At 34.1% G+C, this 22,633-nt stretch carries 29 protein-coding genes, 1 tRNA gene and 1 CRISPR repeat array; of the genes, 2 read left to right on the forward strand and 28 right to left on the reverse strand.

Annotation, left to right across the window (positions count from 1 at the left end; all coding sequences use genetic code 11):
- Positions 1-309: direct repeats of the CRISPR family, unit length 23 nt; unit sequence CAACACCGCTTAGCTAGTGAAAC.
- Positions 310-575: 266 nt separating this feature from the next.
- Both PHY84_RS02270 and PHY84_RS02275 read left to right on the forward strand, forming a co-directional pair.
- Positions 576-806 carry a hypothetical protein gene (locus PHY84_RS02270; protein WP_299857304.1) on the forward strand — a complete coding sequence of 77 codons (231 nt, stop codon included), beginning with the start codon at positions 576-578 and terminating at the stop codon, positions 804-806.
- Positions 793-1,086, forward strand: coding sequence for a type II toxin-antitoxin system mRNA interferase toxin, RelE/StbE family (locus tag PHY84_RS02275; protein ID WP_299857305.1), 294 nt, complete (start codon positions 793-795; stop codon positions 1,084-1,086). The genes PHY84_RS02270 and PHY84_RS02275 overlap by 14 nt, the downstream gene beginning before the upstream one ends.
- A gap of 460 nt (positions 1,087-1,546) precedes the next feature.
- Here PHY84_RS02275 and PHY84_RS02280 read toward each other — a convergent pair.
- From PHY84_RS02280 to PHY84_RS02415, 28 genes are all read right to left on the reverse strand, one after another.
- A tRNA-OTHER gene (locus PHY84_RS02280) sits at positions 1,547-1,674 on the reverse strand.
- 58 nt (positions 1,675-1,732) lie between these two features.
- Complete coding sequence (locus tag PHY84_RS02285; RefSeq protein ID WP_299857306.1) at positions 1,733-2,245, reverse strand: hypothetical protein; 513 nt, start codon at positions 2,243-2,245, stop codon at positions 1,733-1,735.
- Positions 2,242-2,388 carry a hypothetical protein gene (locus tag PHY84_RS02290; RefSeq protein WP_294880859.1) on the reverse strand — a complete coding sequence of 49 codons (147 nt, stop codon included), beginning with the start codon at positions 2,386-2,388 and terminating at the stop codon, positions 2,242-2,244. The genes PHY84_RS02285 and PHY84_RS02290 overlap by 4 nt, the downstream gene beginning before the upstream one ends.
- 103 nt (positions 2,389-2,491) lie before the next feature.
- On the reverse strand, positions 2,492-2,737 hold the full coding sequence (locus tag PHY84_RS02295; protein WP_299857307.1) for a hypothetical protein: 246 nt from the start codon (positions 2,735-2,737) through the stop codon (positions 2,492-2,494).
- A gap of 11 nt (positions 2,738-2,748) precedes the next feature.
- Positions 2,749-2,949 (reverse strand): hypothetical protein, encoded by a 201-nt coding sequence (locus PHY84_RS02300; protein WP_299857308.1) that lies wholly within the window; start codon positions 2,947-2,949, stop codon positions 2,749-2,751.
- Between the two features lie 17 nt (positions 2,950-2,966).
- The gene (gene traN, locus PHY84_RS02305; RefSeq protein WP_299857309.1) at positions 2,967-5,027 is read right to left on the reverse strand and encodes a conjugal transfer protein TraN; all 2,061 of its coding nucleotides are present in this window, start codon (positions 5,025-5,027) and stop codon (positions 2,967-2,969) included.
- Complete coding sequence (locus tag PHY84_RS02310; RefSeq protein ID WP_299857310.1) at positions 5,024-5,797, reverse strand: DNA/RNA non-specific endonuclease; 774 nt, start codon at positions 5,795-5,797, stop codon at positions 5,024-5,026. Before PHY84_RS02310 ends, traN begins: the two co-directional genes overlap by 4 nt.
- Positions 5,798-5,810: 13 nt before the next feature.
- A complete protein-coding gene (locus PHY84_RS02315; protein ID WP_299857311.1) occupies positions 5,811-6,554 on the reverse strand; it encodes a thioredoxin fold domain-containing protein in 744 nt (247 codons plus the stop codon).
- Between the two features lie 133 nt (positions 6,555-6,687).
- Entirely contained in the window at positions 6,688-7,065 is a 378-nt protein-coding gene (locus PHY84_RS02320; RefSeq protein ID WP_299857312.1) for a hypothetical protein, read from the reverse strand.
- Between the two features lie 73 nt (positions 7,066-7,138).
- A complete protein-coding gene (locus PHY84_RS02325) occupies positions 7,139-8,311 on the reverse strand; it encodes a hypothetical protein (protein WP_299857313.1) in 1,173 nt (390 codons plus the stop codon).
- A gap of 2 nt (positions 8,312-8,313) precedes the next feature.
- Complete coding sequence (locus tag PHY84_RS02330; RefSeq protein ID WP_299857314.1) at positions 8,314-9,690, reverse strand: conjugal transfer protein TraH; 1,377 nt, start codon at positions 9,688-9,690, stop codon at positions 8,314-8,316.
- Positions 9,687-10,157 (reverse strand): S26 family signal peptidase, encoded by a 471-nt coding sequence (locus PHY84_RS02335; protein ID WP_299857315.1) that lies wholly within the window; start codon positions 10,155-10,157, stop codon positions 9,687-9,689. Before PHY84_RS02335 ends, PHY84_RS02330 begins: the two co-directional genes overlap by 4 nt.
- Entirely contained in the window at positions 10,154-10,528 is a 375-nt protein-coding gene (locus PHY84_RS02340; protein ID WP_299857316.1) for a hypothetical protein, read from the reverse strand. The genes PHY84_RS02335 and PHY84_RS02340 overlap by 4 nt, the downstream gene beginning before the upstream one ends.
- Position 10,529: 1 nt before the next feature.
- Positions 10,530-13,070 carry a TraC family protein gene (locus tag PHY84_RS02345; protein ID WP_299857317.1) on the reverse strand — a complete coding sequence of 847 codons (2,541 nt, stop codon included), beginning with the start codon at positions 13,068-13,070 and terminating at the stop codon, positions 10,530-10,532.
- Between the two features lie 4 nt (positions 13,071-13,074).
- Positions 13,075-13,377 carry a TraV family lipoprotein gene (locus tag PHY84_RS02350; RefSeq protein ID WP_299857319.1) on the reverse strand — a complete coding sequence of 101 codons (303 nt, stop codon included), beginning with the start codon at positions 13,375-13,377 and terminating at the stop codon, positions 13,075-13,077.
- 153 nt (positions 13,378-13,530) lie between these two features.
- The gene (locus PHY84_RS02355) at positions 13,531-14,748 is read right to left on the reverse strand and encodes a TraB/VirB10 family protein (RefSeq protein WP_299857321.1); all 1,218 of its coding nucleotides are present in this window, start codon (positions 14,746-14,748) and stop codon (positions 13,531-13,533) included.
- 9 nt (positions 14,749-14,757) lie between these two features.
- Positions 14,758-15,465, reverse strand: a complete 708-nt coding sequence (locus tag PHY84_RS02360; RefSeq protein ID WP_299857323.1) for a type-F conjugative transfer system secretin TraK — start codon at positions 15,463-15,465, stop codon at positions 14,758-14,760.
- 37 nt (positions 15,466-15,502) lie between these two features.
- Positions 15,503-16,048, reverse strand: a complete 546-nt coding sequence (locus PHY84_RS02365; RefSeq protein ID WP_299857325.1) for a TraE/TraK family type IV conjugative transfer system protein — start codon at positions 16,046-16,048, stop codon at positions 15,503-15,505.
- A complete protein-coding gene (locus tag PHY84_RS02370; protein ID WP_299857327.1) occupies positions 16,045-16,341 on the reverse strand; it encodes a hypothetical protein in 297 nt (98 codons plus the stop codon). Before PHY84_RS02370 ends, PHY84_RS02365 begins: the two co-directional genes overlap by 4 nt.
- The gene (locus PHY84_RS02375; protein ID WP_299857329.1) at positions 16,341-16,625 is read right to left on the reverse strand and encodes a hypothetical protein; all 285 of its coding nucleotides are present in this window, start codon (positions 16,623-16,625) and stop codon (positions 16,341-16,343) included. Before PHY84_RS02375 ends, PHY84_RS02370 begins: the two co-directional genes overlap by 1 nt.
- 167 nt (positions 16,626-16,792) lie before the next feature.
- On the reverse strand, positions 16,793-17,206 hold the full coding sequence (locus PHY84_RS02380; RefSeq protein ID WP_299857331.1) for a hypothetical protein: 414 nt from the start codon (positions 17,204-17,206) through the stop codon (positions 16,793-16,795).
- Complete coding sequence (locus PHY84_RS02385) at positions 17,203-18,069, reverse strand: TrbC family F-type conjugative pilus assembly protein (RefSeq protein WP_299857333.1); 867 nt, start codon at positions 18,067-18,069, stop codon at positions 17,203-17,205. Before PHY84_RS02385 ends, PHY84_RS02380 begins: the two co-directional genes overlap by 4 nt.
- A gap of 10 nt (positions 18,070-18,079) precedes the next feature.
- Positions 18,080-19,039: a TraU family protein gene (locus PHY84_RS02390; protein ID WP_299857335.1), complete on the reverse strand. Its 960-nt coding sequence runs from the start codon at positions 19,037-19,039 to the stop codon at positions 18,080-18,082.
- A complete protein-coding gene (locus tag PHY84_RS02395) occupies positions 19,018-19,635 on the reverse strand; it encodes a chromosome segregation protein ParM (protein WP_299857337.1) in 618 nt (205 codons plus the stop codon). The genes PHY84_RS02390 and PHY84_RS02395 overlap by 22 nt, the downstream gene beginning before the upstream one ends.
- A 69-nt stretch (positions 19,636-19,704) precedes the next feature.
- Positions 19,705-20,958, reverse strand: a complete 1,254-nt coding sequence (locus tag PHY84_RS02400; RefSeq protein WP_299857339.1) for a ParB/RepB/Spo0J family partition protein — start codon at positions 20,956-20,958, stop codon at positions 19,705-19,707.
- Positions 20,945-21,541, reverse strand: coding sequence for a ParA family protein (locus PHY84_RS02405; RefSeq protein ID WP_299857342.1), 597 nt, complete (start codon positions 21,539-21,541; stop codon positions 20,945-20,947). The genes PHY84_RS02400 and PHY84_RS02405 overlap by 14 nt, the downstream gene beginning before the upstream one ends.
- The gene (gene traF / locus PHY84_RS02410) at positions 21,538-22,332 is read right to left on the reverse strand and encodes a conjugal transfer protein TraF (protein ID WP_299857344.1); all 795 of its coding nucleotides are present in this window, start codon (positions 22,330-22,332) and stop codon (positions 21,538-21,540) included. The genes PHY84_RS02405 and traF overlap by 4 nt, the downstream gene beginning before the upstream one ends.
- The gene (locus PHY84_RS02415) at positions 22,325-22,615 is read right to left on the reverse strand and encodes a hypothetical protein (RefSeq protein ID WP_299857346.1); all 291 of its coding nucleotides are present in this window, start codon (positions 22,613-22,615) and stop codon (positions 22,325-22,327) included. The genes traF and PHY84_RS02415 overlap by 8 nt, the downstream gene beginning before the upstream one ends.
- Positions 22,616-22,633: the final 18 nt, after the last annotated feature.

Here is a 22,633-nt window from a genome sequence, read left to right on the forward strand (position 1 = left end):
CAACACCGCTTAGCTAGTGAAACCCGGAGGAGGACGAGCCAGAATACAGCGACGACGAGCGACACTTTACCACAACACCGCTTAGCTAGTGAAACTACCAGCAAAAAGCTAAAGAAGACATTTATAACGGCGACACTTTACCACAACACCGCTTAGCTAGTGAAACCCTTTTGTATAAACTTTAGGAGCGAACCCGCCTTTGCGACACTTTACCACAACACCGCTTAGCTAGTGAAACCTAATAATGGTAGCGTACTCTTTATCCGAATATAGCGACACTTTACCACAACACCGCTTAGCTAGTGAAACATAAACTCCCCCTTTTCATCTTCTACAATCGATAAAAATTTTACTTCCTTGTCGGTTTCATCTAAAAATCTTTTAAAAAACTTATACCTATCACCATTTTTCTCAAACGCCGTAAGCAACCAATGCTTAGTAACCCCGTCATAATCCAATCGTACACTTGCAAAATGATTGTCAGACTCTAACTTAACCCTGTTTTTTGAACGTTTAGCTAGTGAAACTTTTACTTAAAATTGTGTATAATCATACACATAAATAAGGAGTGACAAATGAATACAACTAGATTAAATATAACATTACCTACTTCTATAAACAATGATATAACTCGTTATGCTGAAGAATTAAACGAAAAAAAGAGCCATATTATCGCTTCTGCTCTTGAGATGTATTTTGATTATCTTGATATAAGAGTAGCGGAGAAGAGGCTTAATGACCCTAATCTTAAAACTGTTCCTATGGATGAATTTTTTAAAGAATTGGGCTTAGATGTACGAGATTGATTTTTCAATTACGGCAAAAAAGGATTTTAAATCTATTCATAAATCTGATATAGTATTCATTCGTGATTCTTTATATCAGTTCGCTCAAAACTTTAATGCCGAATATGAGAAATCTCTTATGCACTCTGGGAAGATAAAAAAGCTTAAAGGTCAAACAGAGACACTTTACCGCTTAAAACTCCGCTCTTATAGAGTTGTGTATAAAAAATATGAAAATAAGCTTGTGATTTTAGTTTTACATGTAACTACTCGTGAGGGTGCTTATAAAAGTTTAGATTGATATTTATTTTTCTATGATATACTTCTTTCGTTTGAACAACAAAAGATGTCTTGTCCGACTGATTATCGGACTACTTTGAGTAAGGGCTAGGGCTTCGGTCTTAGCCTTTTTTTTTGCCTTTTTTTTGGCAAGGATGGGGTGGGCGGGAATTCAAAGGAAAGGAATCTTTTGAAGTTCAACATATTAGTAGTTTTTTTAGTGTTGATGGTGTTCGCACCCGCTCTACATTAATCAAAACAGAGGGATTAATCACCCCTCTGGCTGCTATGCTATTATCGATATAATTTGATGTTCCAATATATCATTATTCTCTTCAATATATTTATATGCTCCAGCTGTTAAACAATTTTTTGATGTTACATATAATATTTTTTGCGTATAACCATTTTTTCTTCTAAGGGTACAGAGGGTTTTTACTTAGTTTTTAGAGGGCTTTAAAAGTCCCTAAAATAGGGCTTTGTGGTGGATAGGGAGGGATTTGAACCCTCGGTACGGTTACCCGTACGCATCCTTAGCAGGGAAAAATTAAATCTTATAAACACGTATTTATGAGGATTTTGTCATATGTAATTAACGCCAATTGGCACTATTTCTTTAATTTTTAGCGACACTTTTAGCGACACTTCTACTTTTTTTATAATCAAATTTACAACAGCGTAGAATCTTCATCTAAAAGGTTAAAAACCATATAATCTTCATATTCATTTTTGCCAGAACCAGGAATATTTACAAAACCGTACTCATTATATATTGCTCTCATTTTATCGCTTATAGGGACTAAATAAACATGATTAATAGCTACTAATTTTTGAATATCTATCGCTATATTAATAATATGGTCAAGTAGTAAAAAACTATATTTTATATTTGAAAACTCTTCTATTTTTGATCTATACTCTACTTTTAAATACAAAAACTCAACGATGACACCTGGAACATTATCGATATCATCATGAGTAGTTTTAAGTGCAAAAAATCCAAAAATATCATCTTTGCTTAAATCATAAGCTTCATATATGATAACTTGCTGGCAAGCAGCTGTCTCTCTAACAATACTAATATATTTTTTGATATGCTCAGAATCTTTTGAAAAATCAAGCTTCTTAAAAAATGATTCTAGCTCTTGAGCAGATAAAGGGCTTATTGAAATATTTTTCAACTTGCTTCTTTTTGAGCCTTAAGTTCTCTTAACTTAGAAGATTGTTTTGCAGTACTAACTCTTAATACTTTTTTTTGCTCAGGAGTAAGGTTAGTTATGGGTTGAGCTTTTTCAAGTTTTCCATCTCGTATAACATAAGCCATAATAAATCCTTTTTTTATTTTTAAAATTATAACATACTATTAACTACTTATCGGAGTTATCGGTCTTACCAATATAATATATAAAAACCAGAGAAGCCCTATTTTAAAGGTTCTCGGAGTTATCTGAGTTATCGGTTTTTTTTAATTTTTCCAAGCTCTCTTTTACCTCTTCATAATTAAAGGCATATCTTATCATTGATGTTCCCGGTGTTCTAACATCATGAAATTTAATGAGTCCTCTTTTTACTAATCTCATAAATTTACCACGAGTAAATACATTTGCGCTCAACTCTTTGTTTAGTCTCGTACATACCTCTTCTACAGGTATAAAATCTTTTTGGTTACTCATCTTTTTGCCTTTTACCTTATTTTACTCTTATTCATAATTTTTATCTCTTCAAATTTCAAAGAAAAAATTTTATGAAGCAATTCTATATCGTCCAAAACATCAATGATATCTCTTTTTTCTAGCTCTTCAATCGTTCTTTTAAGCCAATAACTAACATCAGGAGCTAATAAAATTTCTTGTATTAGCTTAGAACTTGTATCTTTTTTTGGCATCTAAATCCTTTTTCTGCTCATCTGTTAATATCTTTTACTTTGTTTTTTATATTGTCAGTAATAGTTGTCATGTTGATAGTATTAAGCTTTATATCTTCAAAAACCTCACTTAAATCCATCTTGCTAAAATCAAGCTTTTGAAACTCTTCTGGAGTAAAACCTCTGCATTGAGGATTCTCGCCGCTTCCCCAGCCTATATTTAATTGAGCGCGTCCTTGTTCTTGAAGTATTCTTCCAAGTTTTGAATTAAAGCAGCAGTGCCCTTTAGATTTTTGAACGCATATTTTTACAAAACCTAGTTTGATTTTCTTAGAGCAAAACTCTCCGACGTAGTGGCACTGTTCAGCTTTATTTTTTTCAGCAAGAAGCTTTTCATTAGCTTTGCATGCTATTAACCCAGCAAATACTTTGTCTTTATCACAACATCCGCCGCCTACCAAACCAAAGAACATATCCCATGAGCGGCATTTTTCGCCTTTACCACTAAAAAGGTATATCTGTCCATCACACCCTCCGTTCTCATTCCAACCGCCATTGTCAGGATCAGAAGCTCCGACACTTGCATCTAAATTTTCAACATCACTCTCTCCAATACAAGGGAATGGACTACACTGCCATTGATTGTCAACCCAAGCAGGCTCTCTCAAGGTAGAGTTACATGTATAAGCAACTGCTTTACAGTTGTCTGGAGGAGGTGTAGAGCTGTTACAAGGATCATCCAAAGTAGATGTATTATCAAGCGTAAGATTTGGATCTGTTTTTAAACAATTACCGCCATCGTCAATAACCGTTCCTGTAGAGCATAGATAGTTGTAGTAGGTGTAGCTTATTGTTTTCTTACAGTTTGTGCCGTTGTCGGTGTAGGTTGGGGGGCAGGTGTAAGTTGTGGTCGTGCCGCCTCCTTCGCTAACCAATCTAAATTTAAGGTAACCATTAGCCATTGCTGGTTGGACACTAATACTTCCTGATGATGACACATCAGTCCAATTAGAATTAGAGCTACTGGTTTGTTGTAATTTATTATCATAAAATCTAAATTTAAGGTAACCATTAGCCATTGCTGGTTGGACACTAAGACTTCCTGATGATGACACATCAGTCCAATTAGAATTAGAGCTACTGGTTTGTTGTAATTTATTATCATAAAATCTAAATTTAATGTAACCATTAGCCATTGCTGGTCGGGCACTAATACTTCCTGATGATGACACATCAGTCCAATTAGAATTAGAGCTACTGGTTTGTTGTAATTTAAAAGTTAATGGATTTTGAGTGACAGTTGCTACCTTCCCCACATAATCCACCACAGTCCCCGTATTCGCCACGCTATACCCATCGTTATAATCCCAATAGGTGTCTGCGGGGGCTAAAGCTTCTGGGCAATAATTTGTTCCGTATTGGTCAGCCATACAGTTAAAAGTTTGCCCCGGAGTTAAGACATCCGCTGTTTCATCCCAAACGCTGGTATTACATTTTTTTGCCGTAAAATCATCAGCAGAGATAGCGTCATCTTCTTTAAAACATTCAGGCTTTGTGTCATACTCAAATACCGCTATGAACATAGCAGGATTGTTAAAAGAATCAGCATGGGAACCATAATCTGCCCACTTGCCGTTATTTCCACTTATAATTCCCCAATGCTCTCCGAGAGGTGCTACCATAGCCATATTATCTACAATATCATAGTCTCTTACAAAGTTGTCAGGTTGAGCTGCATCCCAATTTGAATAGGTCAGAGCTTCATTTTTAACAGTCTTGAAGCGTGATGGATTAGTGCTGCATACACCACTACCCTCGTAGCAATAGCTTGATGAATAGTTTGGGTCCCAAACACCAATCCAAGCTGCACTGCCTCCAATCAGTCCTTTGATAAAGTTATTCTCTGTTGTAGTATTTGGAATGGCTAAATATCCACCGTTATTTTCAGCAACCTGTTTTGCAACATCAAATGTCAGCTTGTCTGTTGTAACAGTATAATAGTGTCCGTTGTACTCCAAAATATCTTTCGTGGATGAGCAATCGAGGGCAAAAAGAGAACTGAAGAATATTGCTTGTATAAATAATAAATTTATTTTCAATTGAGAATCTCTCTTAATAAATTTTCTGATGGTTTACCAATATAAAATCCTTGCGAAAACTCAATGTCAAGCTCACAAACTTTATTGTAAATACTTTCATCTTCTACATACTCTGCTATGATTTTTATGTCATGAATTTTGCAAAAGCTTAAAACTGGCTTATTCTCAAAATAAAAACATCTTTGATATTTCTGTTCTTGATTGTAATACATCTTCCAAAAAGCATCTGGTACAGCAATTTGATTGTGTCCTATACGCTTAGGACTGTTAGAATAGATTACACCATTGAGAACATCAACTTTACCCATCTTTGTCGCTATGGCTCTTCCAAAGCGTTCTACGCCTGCCCAAGCTTTTTTGTCTCTATTTACTGTAGAGTGTTGAGGAATAATATTGCTCATGACATAGACTGCGTTTAGGCTTCTTTGAGAATAATCGAACGATGCATCTTCTGCCATATGTCCTCTGTCCATGCCATAGCGATTTCTGATATAGTCGGAATGTTCGCTGCTGTATTGATTTGGTATGTTTTTGTCTGGATAAAAACGAGGGCGTTCATCGATATTGCCTTTGTTTGCTAAAGAGCCGTCTATTGTGTAAGCAACATATTTTGCACCCTTTACCTTATAGTCATAACAAGTCTTAAAATACCCGTCGTTTTCAAGAACCTGATCGCACACTTTATCGTTAAAAAATTGATGCAAGAAAGTATCGCTTGCCAAAGCCAGTGATGTGGCAAGCACCATAGTTGAGAGTATTTTTTTAAGCATTTCTCATCCCTCCTTATTTAATATATTTTTCTAGTTTTGGAATATCTGCACCATTGACAACATCAACAATTTTTTGCTCTTTTTCATCAATTACATAAATTTTTGGAGTACCCTCAACTTTCAGTTCTTTTGCAAGAATCTCCATTTCTTCTAGTTGTTTTTTTGCAGCATCAGTCAACTCTACTGTTGGGATATTTTCGCTATGTATATCATTTAATGCTTGTTTAAAGTCTTTTGAAGATAATGCTATCTCACTCCACTCTTTTGCATTTTTATGAAATGGAAGAGGAGTAAAGTTGTAGTAAACTGTTGTGTTGTTTTGGCTAAAAAACTTTTCAACTGTTTTACAGAAAGGACATTCAGGGTCTGTGAAGAGTACAAACGAATAGTTATTTTGAGTGCCTTTGTTGAATATAGCTTTTTTTGCAGGCTTAAGCAATTTATCTATTGATATATTTTTCAGTTCATTTTTCGCCAGTTCTTCTTTCCACTTTTGCACAAAATGCGTGGTATAACTTTTACCCTCTTTACTCCACACTTCTCCAAAAACTATTGTTTCGTTTAAAGGATTGATATAAAGAAGTTGCCCATTGTCAAAATAAACTCTATAAAATCCATCCAATTCCACAGCTTTTTCATATTTTATAAACTTAGAATTTGGAATAACATTTTGGATTAATGCTTTTTGCGCATCGACTTTTGAAATATCTGCCAGAAGAGCAGATGCCATTAAGGATATAAACAATATTTTTTTCATCTCTTGCCTTTTTTTCTATTTACTCTTATTCATAATTTTGATGATTTTAAAGATATAGATGCATAAAAAAGGAAGTAGTTTTTTTGAAGTTAATTGGAATTTTTAGATTTTATTCTTTATTATCGGTAGTTAATTATTTGTATGCTTTTTGCTCTGTTGTTTTCTGTAATTTCGCAAACATATCACAATGGTTACGCAATGTGATTGTTTTTTTCAACAAGTCTTCACCAAGCATATTGGTAAACTCTTTTTCTTTTCGATAACTTTCATCTTCCACTATCTCCAATAGTTTTGAGGCAGTTGGATGAAACAGTGAAAATTTGCCTCTCCACTCATTGTAGTAAGGGCAATCAGAGTTGGCAATCTGCTTGAAGCTTAAGCTTCTGCGCTTAAAACATATTTCCTCTTTTCTTTTATGAAACGCGCTATAAATTAAATGCAAATGCGTCAATGCACCTGAAAGGTCTCTTGTTTCGATACACTTTTTAGCTTTTTTTATGTTCTTTTCCAATACTTGCTCCTATCGTAATTTTTTAAGGATTTTAAAAATGCGTGTATGAAACAAGTTCATTGGAGAAAAAGATTTAATTAGTAGAGCAAGTCATGTCTTTTGCTAATTCGTTAAGCACACTAAGACTAGCAACAGACTCATTAAAGCTTGATTTATTTACTTCTCCACAAGCATATTTGACAGTCTCACCTGTTTCAAATGGGCAGATATCCCGATTTGCACCGGTACATTCTCGTAGCTCATATTCAAAAACTTGAGTATTTGTCGTATTGGATGTATAAGAAGTTGATCCGTCAGTATAGATTTGTCCGTTTGAAACAATTCTTTGAATTTGACAGTATGTAGGTTCTTCTAAATCTTCTATCCTAGACATATTGAAAGTTTCGCCTGCAGCAGAAACTATTTTATTGGATTCAGTTGCTACAGGTATTGAATCTGCCTTTGTTCTTAGGGCATTTTTATCGGCAGTAAAATCAATACTATTTTCATTTACCGTTGCTCTGAGTAAAGTTCCAGCTGCCGTATTTGGATTATTTTGGTCGTTATACATTGTAGTATTACCTTGATTAATTATGCTTGAGTTATCGGTCTCACTGTATGCATAGTTGCTGCTACCTGTTTGATAGTTTCGGCAAGTATCTTGATTTTCTCCAAAAATCTCAACTATAGAGTTGTCATTACTTACTCTTGTAAGCACAAAACGAGGCATATTTGCTTGTAATATATTATAGATACCTGCTGATATATCATTCAAAATTCTATCATTGCTAGAACTCGCCAAGCTCCCACAAGAGCTGTTAATGCAGTAGCAATTTGAGGAGCGATTGGAGGCAGCTAAAGAAATACCGCTTGAATTGTATTGATATCTATGATAGCTACAGTTATTCCAAGTGCCTACATCACACTTAACAACCCCGTCTGCGCATATCCCGCTTATACCTGTAAGCGTACTATGCATTTCTTTTGTACCATCTCCATTTATATCAGCATTAACAGATATGGAAATATCACTAGTGCCCGTATAAGAGATATCTGCTATAGCTTGAGTTGAGCCGTCGCAAGTCATATTTGCCTTAAAAGTAGACTTGCCATCAACGGTATTAAAACTAGAAGCACCCGTTCCTGGAGCAACGATTGTGTTTTGAAAATTTTTGCCAAAATGATTATTTAAACTTTTTGCTTCGTTTAAATATTCCCCAGCATTTATGTTACTAATTAGCGTAAGTAAAAATAATAATTTATACATTGCTATTTACCCATAAAGGCTTGATTTGCAGCTTGGGACTTAAGGTCTTGATCTCTTTTGCGGATAAGATCTAATATATTTTTATGTTGTGTAAAATTTTCCTGAATAGCAGAATAATATTGCATTGTTTGCTTGTTTAGCTCATTTATTTTTTTGGTCATTTCATTTGCATGTTTAACATTTTCAGGTGAAAGGTCTTTACCATGAATAGCAATATAAGAAGAAATACCTCTAGCAATCAATCTTGATAAAAACAATACTAAATCTTTTGTCTGGTCTGCAGCAATCTGGCTAGTCATAAAATCAAAATCGTTATCAGCTCTGCTTAATACTGCGGTGTTTAAATATTTGTACACAGGAAAACTTAATGTTGATAAAAATCTTTTATCATCATCATCTAATATTTGCCTATTTTTCATCTTATTGTAAATCTCGGTTAGATGTTCTTTGATAATATCTTTCGCACCCTTCGTTATATCATGCTCATTAAATTTTGAGAGATTTTTCGTTGCGGTTGAATAACTAGAATATGGTATTTTTCCACCTTCGTAAATTGTTTTAAAAAGATCATTTGTTGTTCCACCTGGTACTGCATACGCAGTCGGTTTTCCATCGGTATCCTTACCGCCGATAACATCACCTATTGCAGCTCTAAAAATTGATAAAATAAGTTTATCTCCATCAGCATCATTACCTAAAAGATCTAATTTAGAAACATTAGGCAACCCTTTTGTTGAAACAAGATGCAGTAAGCTACCCTCAAGAATTAAGATTTCCATCATATCATTTGCTTTTTGTGCATTTCCACCAAAATAATTTTTTAAACTACTGTTCCATCCTTGAATAGCTTCTGTTCCTGTTTTTAAATTTTGGGACATCCATGAATCTGATTGCCCACTAAAGACAGACTGATTCATCGCTTCGCCGACTAGCTTGCCCGCACCTTCAGCGCCTTGTATAGCACCACAAGTATCAAAGTTCATTCCATTTATCATATTTGCAAATTTCTCAAGCTCATTCATGATGTTTTGACAATCTTTGCATAGAGCGGAAATCGCCATTTGATAAACAAATGCTGGAGCCGCAGCACTTATTGCTTTTAGCTTTTCAATAATAAACTCTGGTTGAAGATAGTTAAACCCTCCCATGCCGATATCTATACCGCCGCATCCAACATTGAATCGTGGAGGATCTATGTGAAAAGGCGTAATTGTTCCGCCAACCTCTCTATAACGTATGGTTTGAGAACCTAATGTGTAGATACCTCTTGTTTGAGTTTGATAGTAGCCCATATCTGTGCCGACATCAATCATATTATCTTTTATCCAATCTGCCGATAATATGCCAATTGCGACAATACTTAAAACTATTTTTTTCAAAATATCCTCCTCGCACTTTTTGAAATTTGCTTTTTATCCACTAACCCAAAGTATCTACTGTCAAAACTTTTAAGATGCTCACCCAAAGCAAAGAATTGGTTGTTTGGAATAATTCCGTCATAGCTATAATTTGGCATAAGCTGTCCTTCATTGTTTTTTTGGAATATGGTTGCAATTGCTCTTCCGTCACAAACTACTTTGTAATCCTGAACCAATAAATGCTGTCCACTATCACAACCGATTTTTTTAATAAACAGCTTGCCACGATGATAATTTTTATAGTCAATTTTGTTATATTCAAACACAACATAATCATTTGCAGCATCTTTATCTTGAAGTAAAAAAAGCGAGCCATTTACAGATTCGCTTTCAGGAATTACAAATTTCATATCCGATGCTTTTAGCCCAACAAATATTGCAACCATAGACACCACAACAATTGATATATTGAGAACTTTTTTATTCATGGCAATAGTTTTTGCTGTTTAAGTCTATTGATTAAATCATCGGTAAGATCTATGATTTTATTTGATTTTGTGGTTAAGATATGCGTTTTTGGATAAACAAGAGTCTCTTTCTCTTGAGAGACAGTATTTATATAGTCGTTAGAAAAAATAATAATTTTTTCTAAACTATCGTAATGTTTAATAACATCATCTTCGGTTGCAGAAGAAGCTTGCAGTGTTGCTTGTTTTAGCTGGTAGATTCTTTGTGCATCTACAACATAAACCTTTTGATTTGAAGTTTTATATGCATCATAAGCATAAATACCGCCGCCAATTGTGACAGCTACAAAAACTACATCTATTAGCCCTTTTAAATTATTTTTCAAATTCATTTTACGCTCCTATTTTTTCTTGATCTACGATATATTGAATCGCTTTGCCTGTTGACAACTGATGCTTATTCATAATTTCGTTGATTTTTGCTTTGTCTTTTGGATCGGAACTGCTTAGATAGTAAAAGTATCTATCTATTAAAAGTCTAACGACCGATATTTCATTCTCTGGATTGATGTAAAATATTTCAGAGTAGTATCCTTTTAAGCTTTTTGTGCTTTTTAGCAGCTCTATATCAAGTTCTGAGAGCGTAAAGAGTCCTGATTGCTTGATAGCATTGATAGCAGTATCGTTTTGATTGAGAAAGAATTTATAAGGACTGTTTGCCATGATTGCTTGTCCTGCAATAGATAAGCCGCCTGTTTTCATATTGTAGATATCTTCAAAACTTTGAGTGATAACGATAATTGAAGCATTGTGCTTTCTAAATCTTCTATACGCTTGGTCAAAGAAAGCATCCATAATCGCGTTTTTACCTAAAAACTTATGTGCCTCATCGATAATTACTTGTGTCTGAATATTAAAATCATGATTGTTATAGATAAACGAAGCAATGTTTGAAGCCATTATATAAATTAGTGCATCTCTAATATCTGCTCTTTGCTCAACGCTGGAGAGGTCTAGCACAACCATAGGTTTAGTCATATCCACATCTCTAGCACCGGCTACAAATTTATAATATGCTCCGCCTTTACACCAAGGCTTTAGATGAATAGCAAAATCTCTTAACCTAACATCCTCACACTTTTGCAAAAGATGTTCTTGAATATCATGAATTTCAAGAATCTTATCTTTATTATTGTCTAGCAAATGTGCAATAACATCTTGTAAAACACCTTTGATATATCGTTCTTCAGACTGAGCTTGTTCCGAAAAAAGATTTGCACCTATCATGTAAACAAAGTTGATCATAAACTCTGTCTGTTCAAGTACTTCATCAAGCGTTTCTTTGGCTGCAGTTTGAAGATACTCATTATATGTTGTCTGCAGCCCATGAAAAGGATTGAAAGAGATAGGTTTATTCATGTCAATGGATATATATTCACCCCCATTCTCTTCACAAATCTTTTTATAAGATTCCCCAATATCTATAATAAAAACTCTCGTTTTTCTGCAATACTCATTGAAAGCAATAAAGTTTGCCAAAACAGATTTTCCTGCTCCGGCTTGTGCAACGATAAAAGCATTTTTTGAATAGTTAGAATTAAAAATATCTACACCGCACATTTGCCCTCTTTTACTGACAAATATTAGGTTTGGATAGTTACCGCTATAGTCTGCTTCCAAAGGTAAAAACTGACACACTTCATGTACAAAATGGTTTTCATCGTTAGATTTAGAGATAAGCTGAAAATACTCTTTGTTGATTCCAGCCGGTAAGCTGCCTATAAACAATGGCATTACCGCAAATGTAAAATCTTCTAAGATGATACCGCCTATCTCTTCCTCGCCCTTTTGAGTTTTTTTCTGCCAATATGATTTGATTCTATCTGTATTTGCTTTTGCCAGCTCATATGTTTTACCGCTGACCCAGATATTCAAATCAACCTTAAATAAAGGCTTTCTATCCTCAATATTTTCAATAATATCCTGTATCTCTGTTTTTTCTTTCTTGACTTTACTTCCTGTATTTCCCCCACCTTTAACAATTTGTTTATTTCTTTTTATAGAGGCAGATTCAGTAGAACTTACTCTTGTAAGATTAAGACAAATCATATAATTATCTACGAATTGATTGCTATCCGAACCTTTGGAGATATAATCCCCAAGCTTCATGCCAAACTCACTTATATGTGCATATTTTGGATATTTTATTGGAGTCAGAGCTTTAAAGTATTTTCCATCTACTACGACACTGTCTTTGTAAACAGATATTTTATTGTCACTTGCCATAATCTGTTTATTAAAGAATTTTCTCTCGTTGTATTCTTGAATATTCTGCATGCTATGATTTGGATTTACCATTTCAAAAAATATTGCTTTTAGCTCATTTTCTTCTAAGTTTGTTGGGTAAAAATGGTTAGAATTTAAAATATTGAAAACATCTTCTTTGATAGCTTTTAACTTACTAAAATCTCTATTTTTCAAGACAAAAAAAACTCTATTATTTTTAATTTGCGTAGAAAATCTTGCATTTATAGGCTCTTCGGTTTTTTGGCGTAAAAAGTTTACAAAGTTATAAACACCGTTTAAAACGATATCTTCATCTCTTTGCGTATGCACTTTTGTGTATTCTTGCAGATACAGTTCTATATTTTTAGAGCCAAAGAGAATTATTTGTGTATAAAAACCTTCAGGTATTTTTGACAAAGCTTGCTCAAAAGTCTCTGCTGTTTCACTGCCCATTCTTATTCTAGGAGCAAGTTCACATATCCAAGCATACTCGCCGTCGTTTGTTTCCCAGATACCATTTTCGTCATATATAGAGGGACGAATATAATCAGAGAAGTGAGAAAATGTATAATGCTTTTTGTCATCGTATGCGTTAGAAGCAATGAATCTATCTCTGATATTTTTTCCTATCTTTTTGAACATAGACATATATTTACTCCTTGTTTATGGAAAAATATTTTTTATCTTCGGCAAACGCAGACTCTTGAATTTTTAAATGAAGCCTTGATGCCTCATGATAATCACCATCGGAATCAATATAGCTTTCAATTTTTATTTTGGCTATTTTAGGTTTTGTTAAAAGCGGACTTTCGCTATCGACTTTTTTTTCAACAATTTTAACTTCCAAATTTTGTACTTCTGGTACTTCAAGCTTGTTTTCTGCACATCCTGCAAACGCAATCCCAACTAGTAAGATTACTACTGTAAAAAATCCCATTTTTTTCTCTGTTTTCATTTGTCTTTCCCTGCCTCTAAATTGTAATTGTCTCTTACCATCCCACATCTACCCGCATCTAAATCAGAGTTACAGCTAAAATTCTCTTTATATGGCATTAGCCAACAACCGTTAAAAATTAACATAGTGATTATCAATAGAACTATTTTCATCTCACACCTCTTTCTTAAATTCTATTGTCGATACATCTGTAACCATAATATCTACATCTATATTTGGCTTAATCTCAATGGAAGGTTCAATTTGCCTAACCATATCCATATAAAATTTAGACATTTCCGATCCAGCTTTTGACATTCCTCCGTACGCTCCACTCTTTAGCATTTCGTCACTGCTCATTCCTTCGTTAGATGTAAGAGTTCCTGTAGTAGTTGTCAAAACACTTTGGTATTGGCTACTTCCACTTTTTGCAAAGCCATCCACAAAACCAGCAATCAAACTTCTGCCAAGTAGTGCGCCTTGTTTACTTACAACTACTCCACCAATGCCGTTTGTCCCACTTGTGCCAAATACACTTGCTGAAAGTTTAGAGACTAAAACTTCGCCATCGTTTGTCGTGCATGATAAAAAATTTGTTCTGATATGAACCGTCTCAGTCGCAAGATCTCCTTTTGCTTCTCCCTTAACTATGCACTCTTTAATATTTAATTTACCTCTGTTTGGAAGAATTGCCAAATCAGTTACTTTTAAAAATACAGGTTGCGGTTCATGTACAGCTTTTGTAAGTGTTGGTGCTCTAACCCCACTTATAAGTCTTGCTTTTATTAATACTCCAGGAGCAAGAGTTATATTTTTTTTCCCGCGGGAAATTTTTTTATCATCAGTGATGTTGTCATCATTTTTTTTTATATCAAAAACCATGCTGTCTTGCATATTTTCAATCTTTATTATTTTCTCTACAGGTTTTTGTACGACAGCTGCTTGAGGATTTGTATTTTGGAAACTTTGGAAAGGAAGAGGATAAGAATCTTCTTCTTGATTTGAGTCAGAATACTTAAAATCTACACCTTTTTTAGATTTTGATTCAGGTGTATTTTCTGCCATTTGCTCCATCATCTTCTTCATTTCATCAATCTGCTTAAGCTGCTCTGCTTGTTGTTTTTTCATCTGCTGTAATTCACTTTTTTGTGCACTTATCTCTGGAGCAATTTCGCCTACAAATTTTGTTTGCACCATGTCGTCGTTTTTAAATATTCTGATTTTTTCTTTTTCAACCACCGTGTTATCTTCAGTTGAGCCAATTGCAACCCAAACTCTCCAAGCGACAAGAACAGCCAACGCTGCGCCACCTGCGATAAGTTTTATATTTCTTTGCTCTTTTTGTGCGTCTAAATTCGGAGATATTATCTCGGTGTTATTTTCTTCTTCCATGATGGCTCCCTATTTGTTCTGTTCACACAAAATAAAATAGTTTTGCTCAAATACAGCAGTGGCAACTATCTTATTTTTAACAATTTGATTGATTTTTTCGATTGTTTTGTCGCTTTTATTGAAGACAAAAAATTTATGTACTTGGTAATTTGTACCGTCAAATTGACTTAAAAACAAAAAATCATCATGCCTTGCATTTTGAACAATCTCAGTAAAGCTATTGCTCAATTTATTTGCTATTGCCAATTTAAAAATATTTTTTATATTTTTAGTATATTCGTTTGAGGCTTTTTCAACTTTTTCGATATCTTCTTTTTTTACCGTATTGTCGGTTATGTACACGGTTCTTGTGTCGATTTTATCTGGAACAAAAACTATTGCATAGGTTTTGTTTTCTGTCAAAAAAAACACTTCGGCTTCTTTGTCTGCATAAACTATTTCCGTTTCTGTCACTTTATTGTCAATAGTTTCTGTCTTTTTGGAAGGTATGACTTTTACATATGCTTCATGTCCATTTGATTGTATGTTTAAGTTTTTCTCTTGGCTAAATATTTTGCCTGTAATGGCTGCAGGTAAAACAATTCTGTTTACACTGTTTTTGCTAATGCGTATCCTTAGAGTTTCATTTTCATACTTAAATGTATTTGCATCGGCTTTTGGAGTATCTGCCATCAGAAGAGCAGATGCCATTAAGGATATAAACAATATTTTTTTCATCTCTTGCCTTTTTTCTATTTACTCTTATTCATAAAAATCATTTAATTTCAAAAGTCGAAATATAAAACCTTCCGTTTTGAACTTCAAAATAAATTTTTAAAACCACCTCTTTTTTTTCAACAACTTTATCTCCGATTATGTTGTGCTTTGTCCCCTGAACTAGAATATGGTCTTTTTCATATTTGAATGTTTTTGCCCAAAAAGCACTTGTTATCCCATTTTCAACAAGGTATCTAGTCTGATTTACTAATTCCTGCCTGAGATTTTGATAATAGGAAGGAGCTGCAAGATCAAGGATTAACTCAAACTGTCCTTTTGCGCTATTTGGAGAGACATTTAAAAGTGCAGTCGCTACATATTGCCCCATCTGCTTTAAGTATGTTTCACTTACATTTCTTGAAGTTACCCAAAACTCTTCCGTTATATTTGTTGGCACAACCACAACTTTTTGCTCAGTGTAAAGCTTATAAATTGTAAAGCTACAAACAGCCAATGCTCCCGCCAAGATTATAGAAACTGCCTTATTAGCAATTTCTTTTGCAACTAACTTATCGTGCTCATTTTTAAAAAATTTTCTGGTCATTTTACAAACTCTCTTTCATGGCTTTTTGGAAATGTTTTATAATCTGGGCTTGTGATGCCATACCACCACAGCATCACCCAGTAATAACCTTTCACTTTAGTTTCATTCAGCTCTTTGATAAGAATCATTAAATAAATTGCGACAGCGATAGTTATTAAAGTAGCCGTAAAACCAAATTGAAACACTTTTGCAATGGCTATACCACCGATAGGTATAGCTATATCATGTAATGTATAATTACCTATCGTAATATCCTTATTGGTACTACGATAGATTTTTATATAGTTGCTCATTAGATCATAGCACCAGCAATCGCTTGAGCAATGCTGTCCAATTGCCCAATAATTAGAGCTAAAGCACCTACCATAACACCTTGAAACGGATGTTCTTTATAGGCTCTAAACACAGCCATAGCCAACATACCTACAACAAGTATCGGCTGCAGATATTGGTCTGTCAAAATTGCCTGAACTTTCGTCCAAAGCCCACTCATTCCCAGTGTATCCGTTGTTCCAGCAAATGCTGCCCCACAAAAAACCATCACCAATACGGCAGTAAATATAATCTTTTTATCCATTTTTTTCTCCACTGATATTTTTAAATTTAAAATCCGCTACAACAGCAACATTTGTTAAAAGTGTGTTTTTAACCAGTATCAATTTTTTTCATGGTTCAACCTTTTTCTCTGTTTCCCCTTATTCATAAATAAGTTGAAAAAAAAGGTTTTTAAGAATGTGAGTGTTTTTATATTTCCAAAATCTTTATCAAATAATTAACAAATTCATTGATATCTTCTGGCTCGCCTACCATTGGAGCGATAACAAACTTTTTATTTTGAGTCATAACGAAAGTAGTGGGGGTAGATGTAACCTTGAACATCTGAAGCATCTGAATATCATCTTCAACTAAAGCAAATATATATTTTGAGCTTAAGTGCTGTTTGGTTTTAGCATCCAAAGATACAAGTTTATTTTTGAAAGTTACACAGTGGCTGCAACTGCTAGAAGAAAAAATCAATATAATTTTTCTTGTGTCTTTTGGATTTGAATAATTTAAAACCTCTTTGATATCATAGAAGTAGATGCCGTTTAAATTAAGCACCGGAGTACTCGCAAACAAATTTGAAATGAGAATAATCGTTAAAACTATCTTTTTCATTTTGTTTCCAATTTTTTTAGAATATTTTGTAAAAAAGAGTTTTGTTTCTTTTCATTCATTTTTTTAATGACATAGCCAATAGGCATATCACCGTAAAAAATATATGTATCAGCATCTGCTTTATCAGCGTTTTCAGATTGTACCTCTTGCGATTTCATCTCAAAAAAATCTTTTTGTGTATATAAAATTGCTGGTACTTGCTTTATATTGAAATGTTCAGATAATCTTGGATCTATTACGATTTTTGCATTGGCGTATTTTTCTCCTATAAGTTCTTTAATCCATTGTAAAGTAGGCTTTATCTTTTGCATACCGCCTATAGCACCTTGCATTACAAAAACTACATTATCTTGAATATATTTTGTACTCTCAAGATAGTTTTCAATCGTCTCTTTAGGCAGTGATGAACTTATAAAAATATAGATTGTCTCTTTTGAATTAAAGTAAAAATTTTGCTCACCTTTTTCCTGTTGAGATTTTACATATTGCTCTGCTATTACCGTTTGTTCGCCCCAACCTAATTTTTTGTCATAAAGCAGATTGTCTTTTGCCTCACGAAACTGTTTTTTAAACTTATCGGAATGAATAACTTCAGCATCTGATTTAGCTGTATTTTCAGCATTTTCATCTGCAAGCCTATTTTCAAAAATGTTTTTTGCATCTGCTCTGATAGAATCAGAAATATTTATATCTTTAAATAATTTTAATGCACTCACATCTGCGCTATTGTTGATATTGCTCTCTTTTTTTACTTTTTCAATACCTGTACTATATTTATCTAAAAATATTTTTGATTCATTTATATCAGCTTCTGCTTGTAAGTCCATAAAAGCAATAGCAGACAATAAGATTAGTTTTTGCATAATTTTCTCCTTATAAAACACAACAATCCCTTTTTTTAAATAGCATAAATCCAAAGTTATCTCCGATAAATGGTGGATTGTGCCCTGGTGTCCAAATTAGTCCTGATGTCCCAATCGTTGTTGCATAAGACGGTATTGGAGAAACTAGCTGCAAGCGATATGCTGATTTTCTCCAGATAGGAGCTGGATAGTAACCGCATAATCCTGCTTGCCCCCAACTACCCCATAGTATCAATTGCCTGTGTAGCTTATAGATCATTGAAGATGCTACACTTGCAGCATCTTCCACCATATTTTTTGTATTTGTCCATCCTGTTAGAGGATAAGCATTACCCCAAGTTCCCTTGCACCAAAAGAGAGGGTCTATCGGATTAAAAAGAGTAGCAGCAGCAGAGTCGGCTACACAAGCTAAGTTGGCAATTGGATTCCCAAACAACAAAGCTTCAGGTGTCATAAAAGCACTAAGAGTATCGCTATTCCAAAGAGGATCTACTTCTGTAACATATGCATAGTCAGCCCCAGTACTTTGAAGGCATACAAAATCTGTTAATAACTCAAGTAAGGAAAAAATAGGAAATATTAAATAATGCGCCTGATAGAAAGTTTTTTGTCTATCTTGCCCATCTCCATATGTACCGCCTCCTATTCTTCCTACACCTGCTCCAAAACCAAAAGTAGGAAAGCACCACGAATCAGAAACGACTTCAATTATTCGAGACGGTTCAAAATAGGATATAGGTATACCTATTCTTGGAAATGGATCCGTACACACACAAATAGGGCTGCCTACGTGGCTTGAACTATCTGGCATTCTTCCAGGAACAATAGTTGCCCCAGCAATTCTAAGAGGAAACATTGCGCTATAGTCAATCTTACCTATCAAATCAAGAGTTAATGCCCCCGTTGGCGCACAAACAGCAAAAGCATTTACAACAAACACAAAATAAATTATTGACAATTTTTTAAACATATTTCACTCACTTTGATTTTATTTTTAATTTGTTTTACAATCGATGGGGTTTTTTGGATTTGAAATTTGTCGGCAACCTCTTTAGTAAGATAGTAAGCAGGTTTTTTAAACTCTTCCGTAATCTCAAATGCATTGCCGCCCGCCAATAAAACCATATATTTTGCACTATCAAGATAGCTGTTCTTTTTTGCCCACTCAAGCTCTATTTTATTACTTGCATCGATAATTACAATTTCTTGCTGCATGTGTACATAATCAGCAGGATTAAATTTAAACCCTTTTGCATACATAATCCGCCCCGTAGCATCTTTAATATCTTCAGGCACCGTGTAAGTCATATCTGGGTAAAAAACTTTATTTTTTGTAGCTGCCGTAAGTTTTCTTTGCTCAGGCTTCCAATCTCTAGCTTTACTCTTTTGTTCAAGTTGTTTTTTTGCTATTTTTGCCTCTATGTTTTTCTCATTCTTTTTAATATGTTCTTGAATATCTGCTATTGCATTTTTTTCCGCAAAATCATAAGTTTTTCCCTCTTGAAAAGTAAAAGTTTCACTAAAAAGAAGTTGTGAAATTAGGCATAAAATTACAAACGGTTTCATGAATTTTCTCCCCATTTTCTTTTTTTAAAGGCATTTAACAGGCATGCTATAAGATTTTTCAGCATGTTCTTATATCTCCTCTATTGTAATTTTGTAGTTTTTATTATCATCCAAACCGTAAACATGCAATGGATGGGGTGTCGAGAAAATAAGCCCATTTCTAAACCCATCTTTCCATTCTGGAAAGTTTATCCCTCTTGATGATGTTACAAAACATTTTTTATCTTTCTCTTCTTTCCCGTGGGAAATTTCTTCCTTGTTTTTTCTTAGAGTTCTTGCTTCAAAGATATAATTTTTATCTTTTGCATATTCTGAATAATGCTCTCTTCCTAGCTCTAACGCCTCGTCTTCATTATAAGCTCTTACTCTGTGTCCACCACCGCCATGAGAAGTTTTTTTATTCTGATAGCTTATAATGTATATTTCTTTTTTATTTAGCTCTTTAATCTCGTCTTTGAAATCTTTTAAAAGTTCAAAAAGAGTAACCTCATAAGAGTTATCAAGATATGTTCCGTCCATTCCGCCGCCTACTACACGATTGCCGTCTAGTTCTGCACCAGAGGAGATAGCCTTCTTAAGCTCTGAAATTATCTCATCGATATTTGTGATTGTTTTGTACTCTACGACAGGATGTTTATATTTTTTATTTTTAGAGGTCTTTTTGGTATCTTTTTTGATATTGTCTGCTTTAAAAATCTTAATATCATCCCTCGTTATCTCACCAGCTATATATTTTTCATATACCTCTCTTTGGGTATCTTTATTTTTTACTCTGCTTATCTCTTCAAGTACCGACAAAGAAATGTCATTTTTATTTTCTTCTATCTCATTCAAGATTGAACTATCAAGCTTTAGAGAGCTAAAAACTTTTGAAATATAACTGGAACTCTTACCTATAGCAACCGCCAAATCTTGTTTTTGTGCATACTTACCACTTGCCCATAATTGCCCTATAAACTTCGCTTTTTCAAAATCACTCAGGTCTTCCCTTTGAATATTTTCAATGAGAGATAGTTCTTGCACTTTCACATCATCTGCTTGCAGCACATGTGCTTTTATGCTTTTTAACTCTAAGTATTGACAAGCTCTATATCTGCGCTCCCCACTTACTACCATATAGCCGTCCTCTTTTTTAACTACTGCTATGGGTTGAATAAGCCCTTGCGCTTGTATGCTCTGCGCCAACTCTTCTATGTTTTGAAAATTTTTACGAGGTTGATTTGGATTTGGAAAAATTTTTGTCAGTTCCAGCTCCATAAAAGCACTTACACCTGTAGTGCGTGTTTTACCGGAAGTCGCTTTATTGATTTTATCTAAGTTCATCTCTTACTCCTAAAATCTCTTGTTTCGCTAGAAGATGATCTGCTACTTTAAAAATATGACTTCCATCTCCCATCGTAGTTTTAAAAACTTTGCGTGAACGAACTACAGTGTTAAGTAGTTTCATTTTATTTTTACTAACTGCTTCTTTGATAATGTCAAAGTTTTTTGTAAGGGGATGGATGTTATTTAAGACAACATGTATTTCAGCATCTACTTTCAGCTCTTTTAAAATCCCTTCAAATGTTCTAAATCCTAGAACCTCGGTAATACTTTCGCTGATAGGAATAACTATTCTGTCAGAATGTTCTATCGCTGCACGGTTGATATCGCTATCAAAACCACCGACATCAACGATGCAAATTTCATCTGGAGCAACAGCATCTAGTTCATTTATAAGCTCATCTACACTAAGCGGCTGTAAAACATTAAGCGTATCCCCACTTATAATATTTACAAAATAGAGAGTTTGTTGAAAATCAAGGTCTATAATCTTAACTTCTTTATTTTTAAAGCTATGTGCCAAATGCCATGCAAGGGTACTTTTACCTACTCCACCTTTCGTATGCGCTATTGTTATTATCATTTTTTCTTCTCCTCTTTAAATATCTCTTTGCTATATTCATAAACTTTATTCATAATTTTGTCTTGAGTGCTAAGTCCTATTGCAACTCTTTTCCAAGCTTGTTTCCCATCAAAATCTATCATCAGCCAGATATCAGGCAACCGTTCATCACTTATTTTCAACCTCGCAAAAAGCTCATCCGCTTTTTTATTATTAATGTCAATTTTGAGTTGTTTTATCTCCGAATAGTCATAACTTATAAAATTCATTACATCATCTTGCTTTGATGTAGCTTCTTTTTTGTTGCTATCATAAAACATAACGACAGTCATATATTTGGAAAATTTTGAGAAAAAGGTTTTCTTCTCAGTTTTAGAGGCTTCACCCATAGCACTCTTTGCAAAAGAGGTCTTAGCAATATTTACGCTTATGTCAAGCTCTGGATTTTCCAACATCACTTCTCCCCAAGTTTTTGTCAATGCATCCGCTTTTTGCTGCACAAAGTTTTGAAGTATGATAAATTTTCGGACATTATCTTTAGTGGGGTTCATAGTAGATATCTCTTTTGCCTCAGTGATTAGTGCCTCAAACTCTTTTGCACTAAGCTCTTCAAGATCCTCTGGTATCTCTACTATTTTTTTAGGTTTTTTTCCCGCGGGAAATTTTGCAGTATCTTTTTTGGTATTGTTGTCTTCTAATTTTTCAGTTAAATTTGCATCCTTATATGCAAACCATCCCTCTAAATTATTTTTGTAAAAATTTGCGAAAGCCATACTGGAACACAATAGCGACATTATGATTACTTTAGTCATTGAACCCACCACAAGTATCACTGCCAAAGCTGTTGCCAAAAGTATCAATACCACCCATGCCACCCATCATAAGCCCGCCGCTTACAGGATTGATTAAACTATCGTTTGTATCATCATTATTGATTTTTTTAGTTGTTGTAGAGGTATTGTCAATTTCTACAGATGAAAGTTCACTATCATCTATATCTTTCTTTTTAAATATCTTGTTTGAAATATAAGACAAGCCCAGCATAAGTGAAGTCCAGCCTATTACCACGCCTATTATAAATAATATATCTTCCATTTTTTCTCCAAAATCTGA

It is taken from the genome of Sulfurimonas sp., from assembly GCF_028694605.1.
Classification (GTDB): Bacteria; Campylobacterota; Campylobacteria; order Campylobacterales; family Sulfurimonadaceae; genus Sulfurimonas.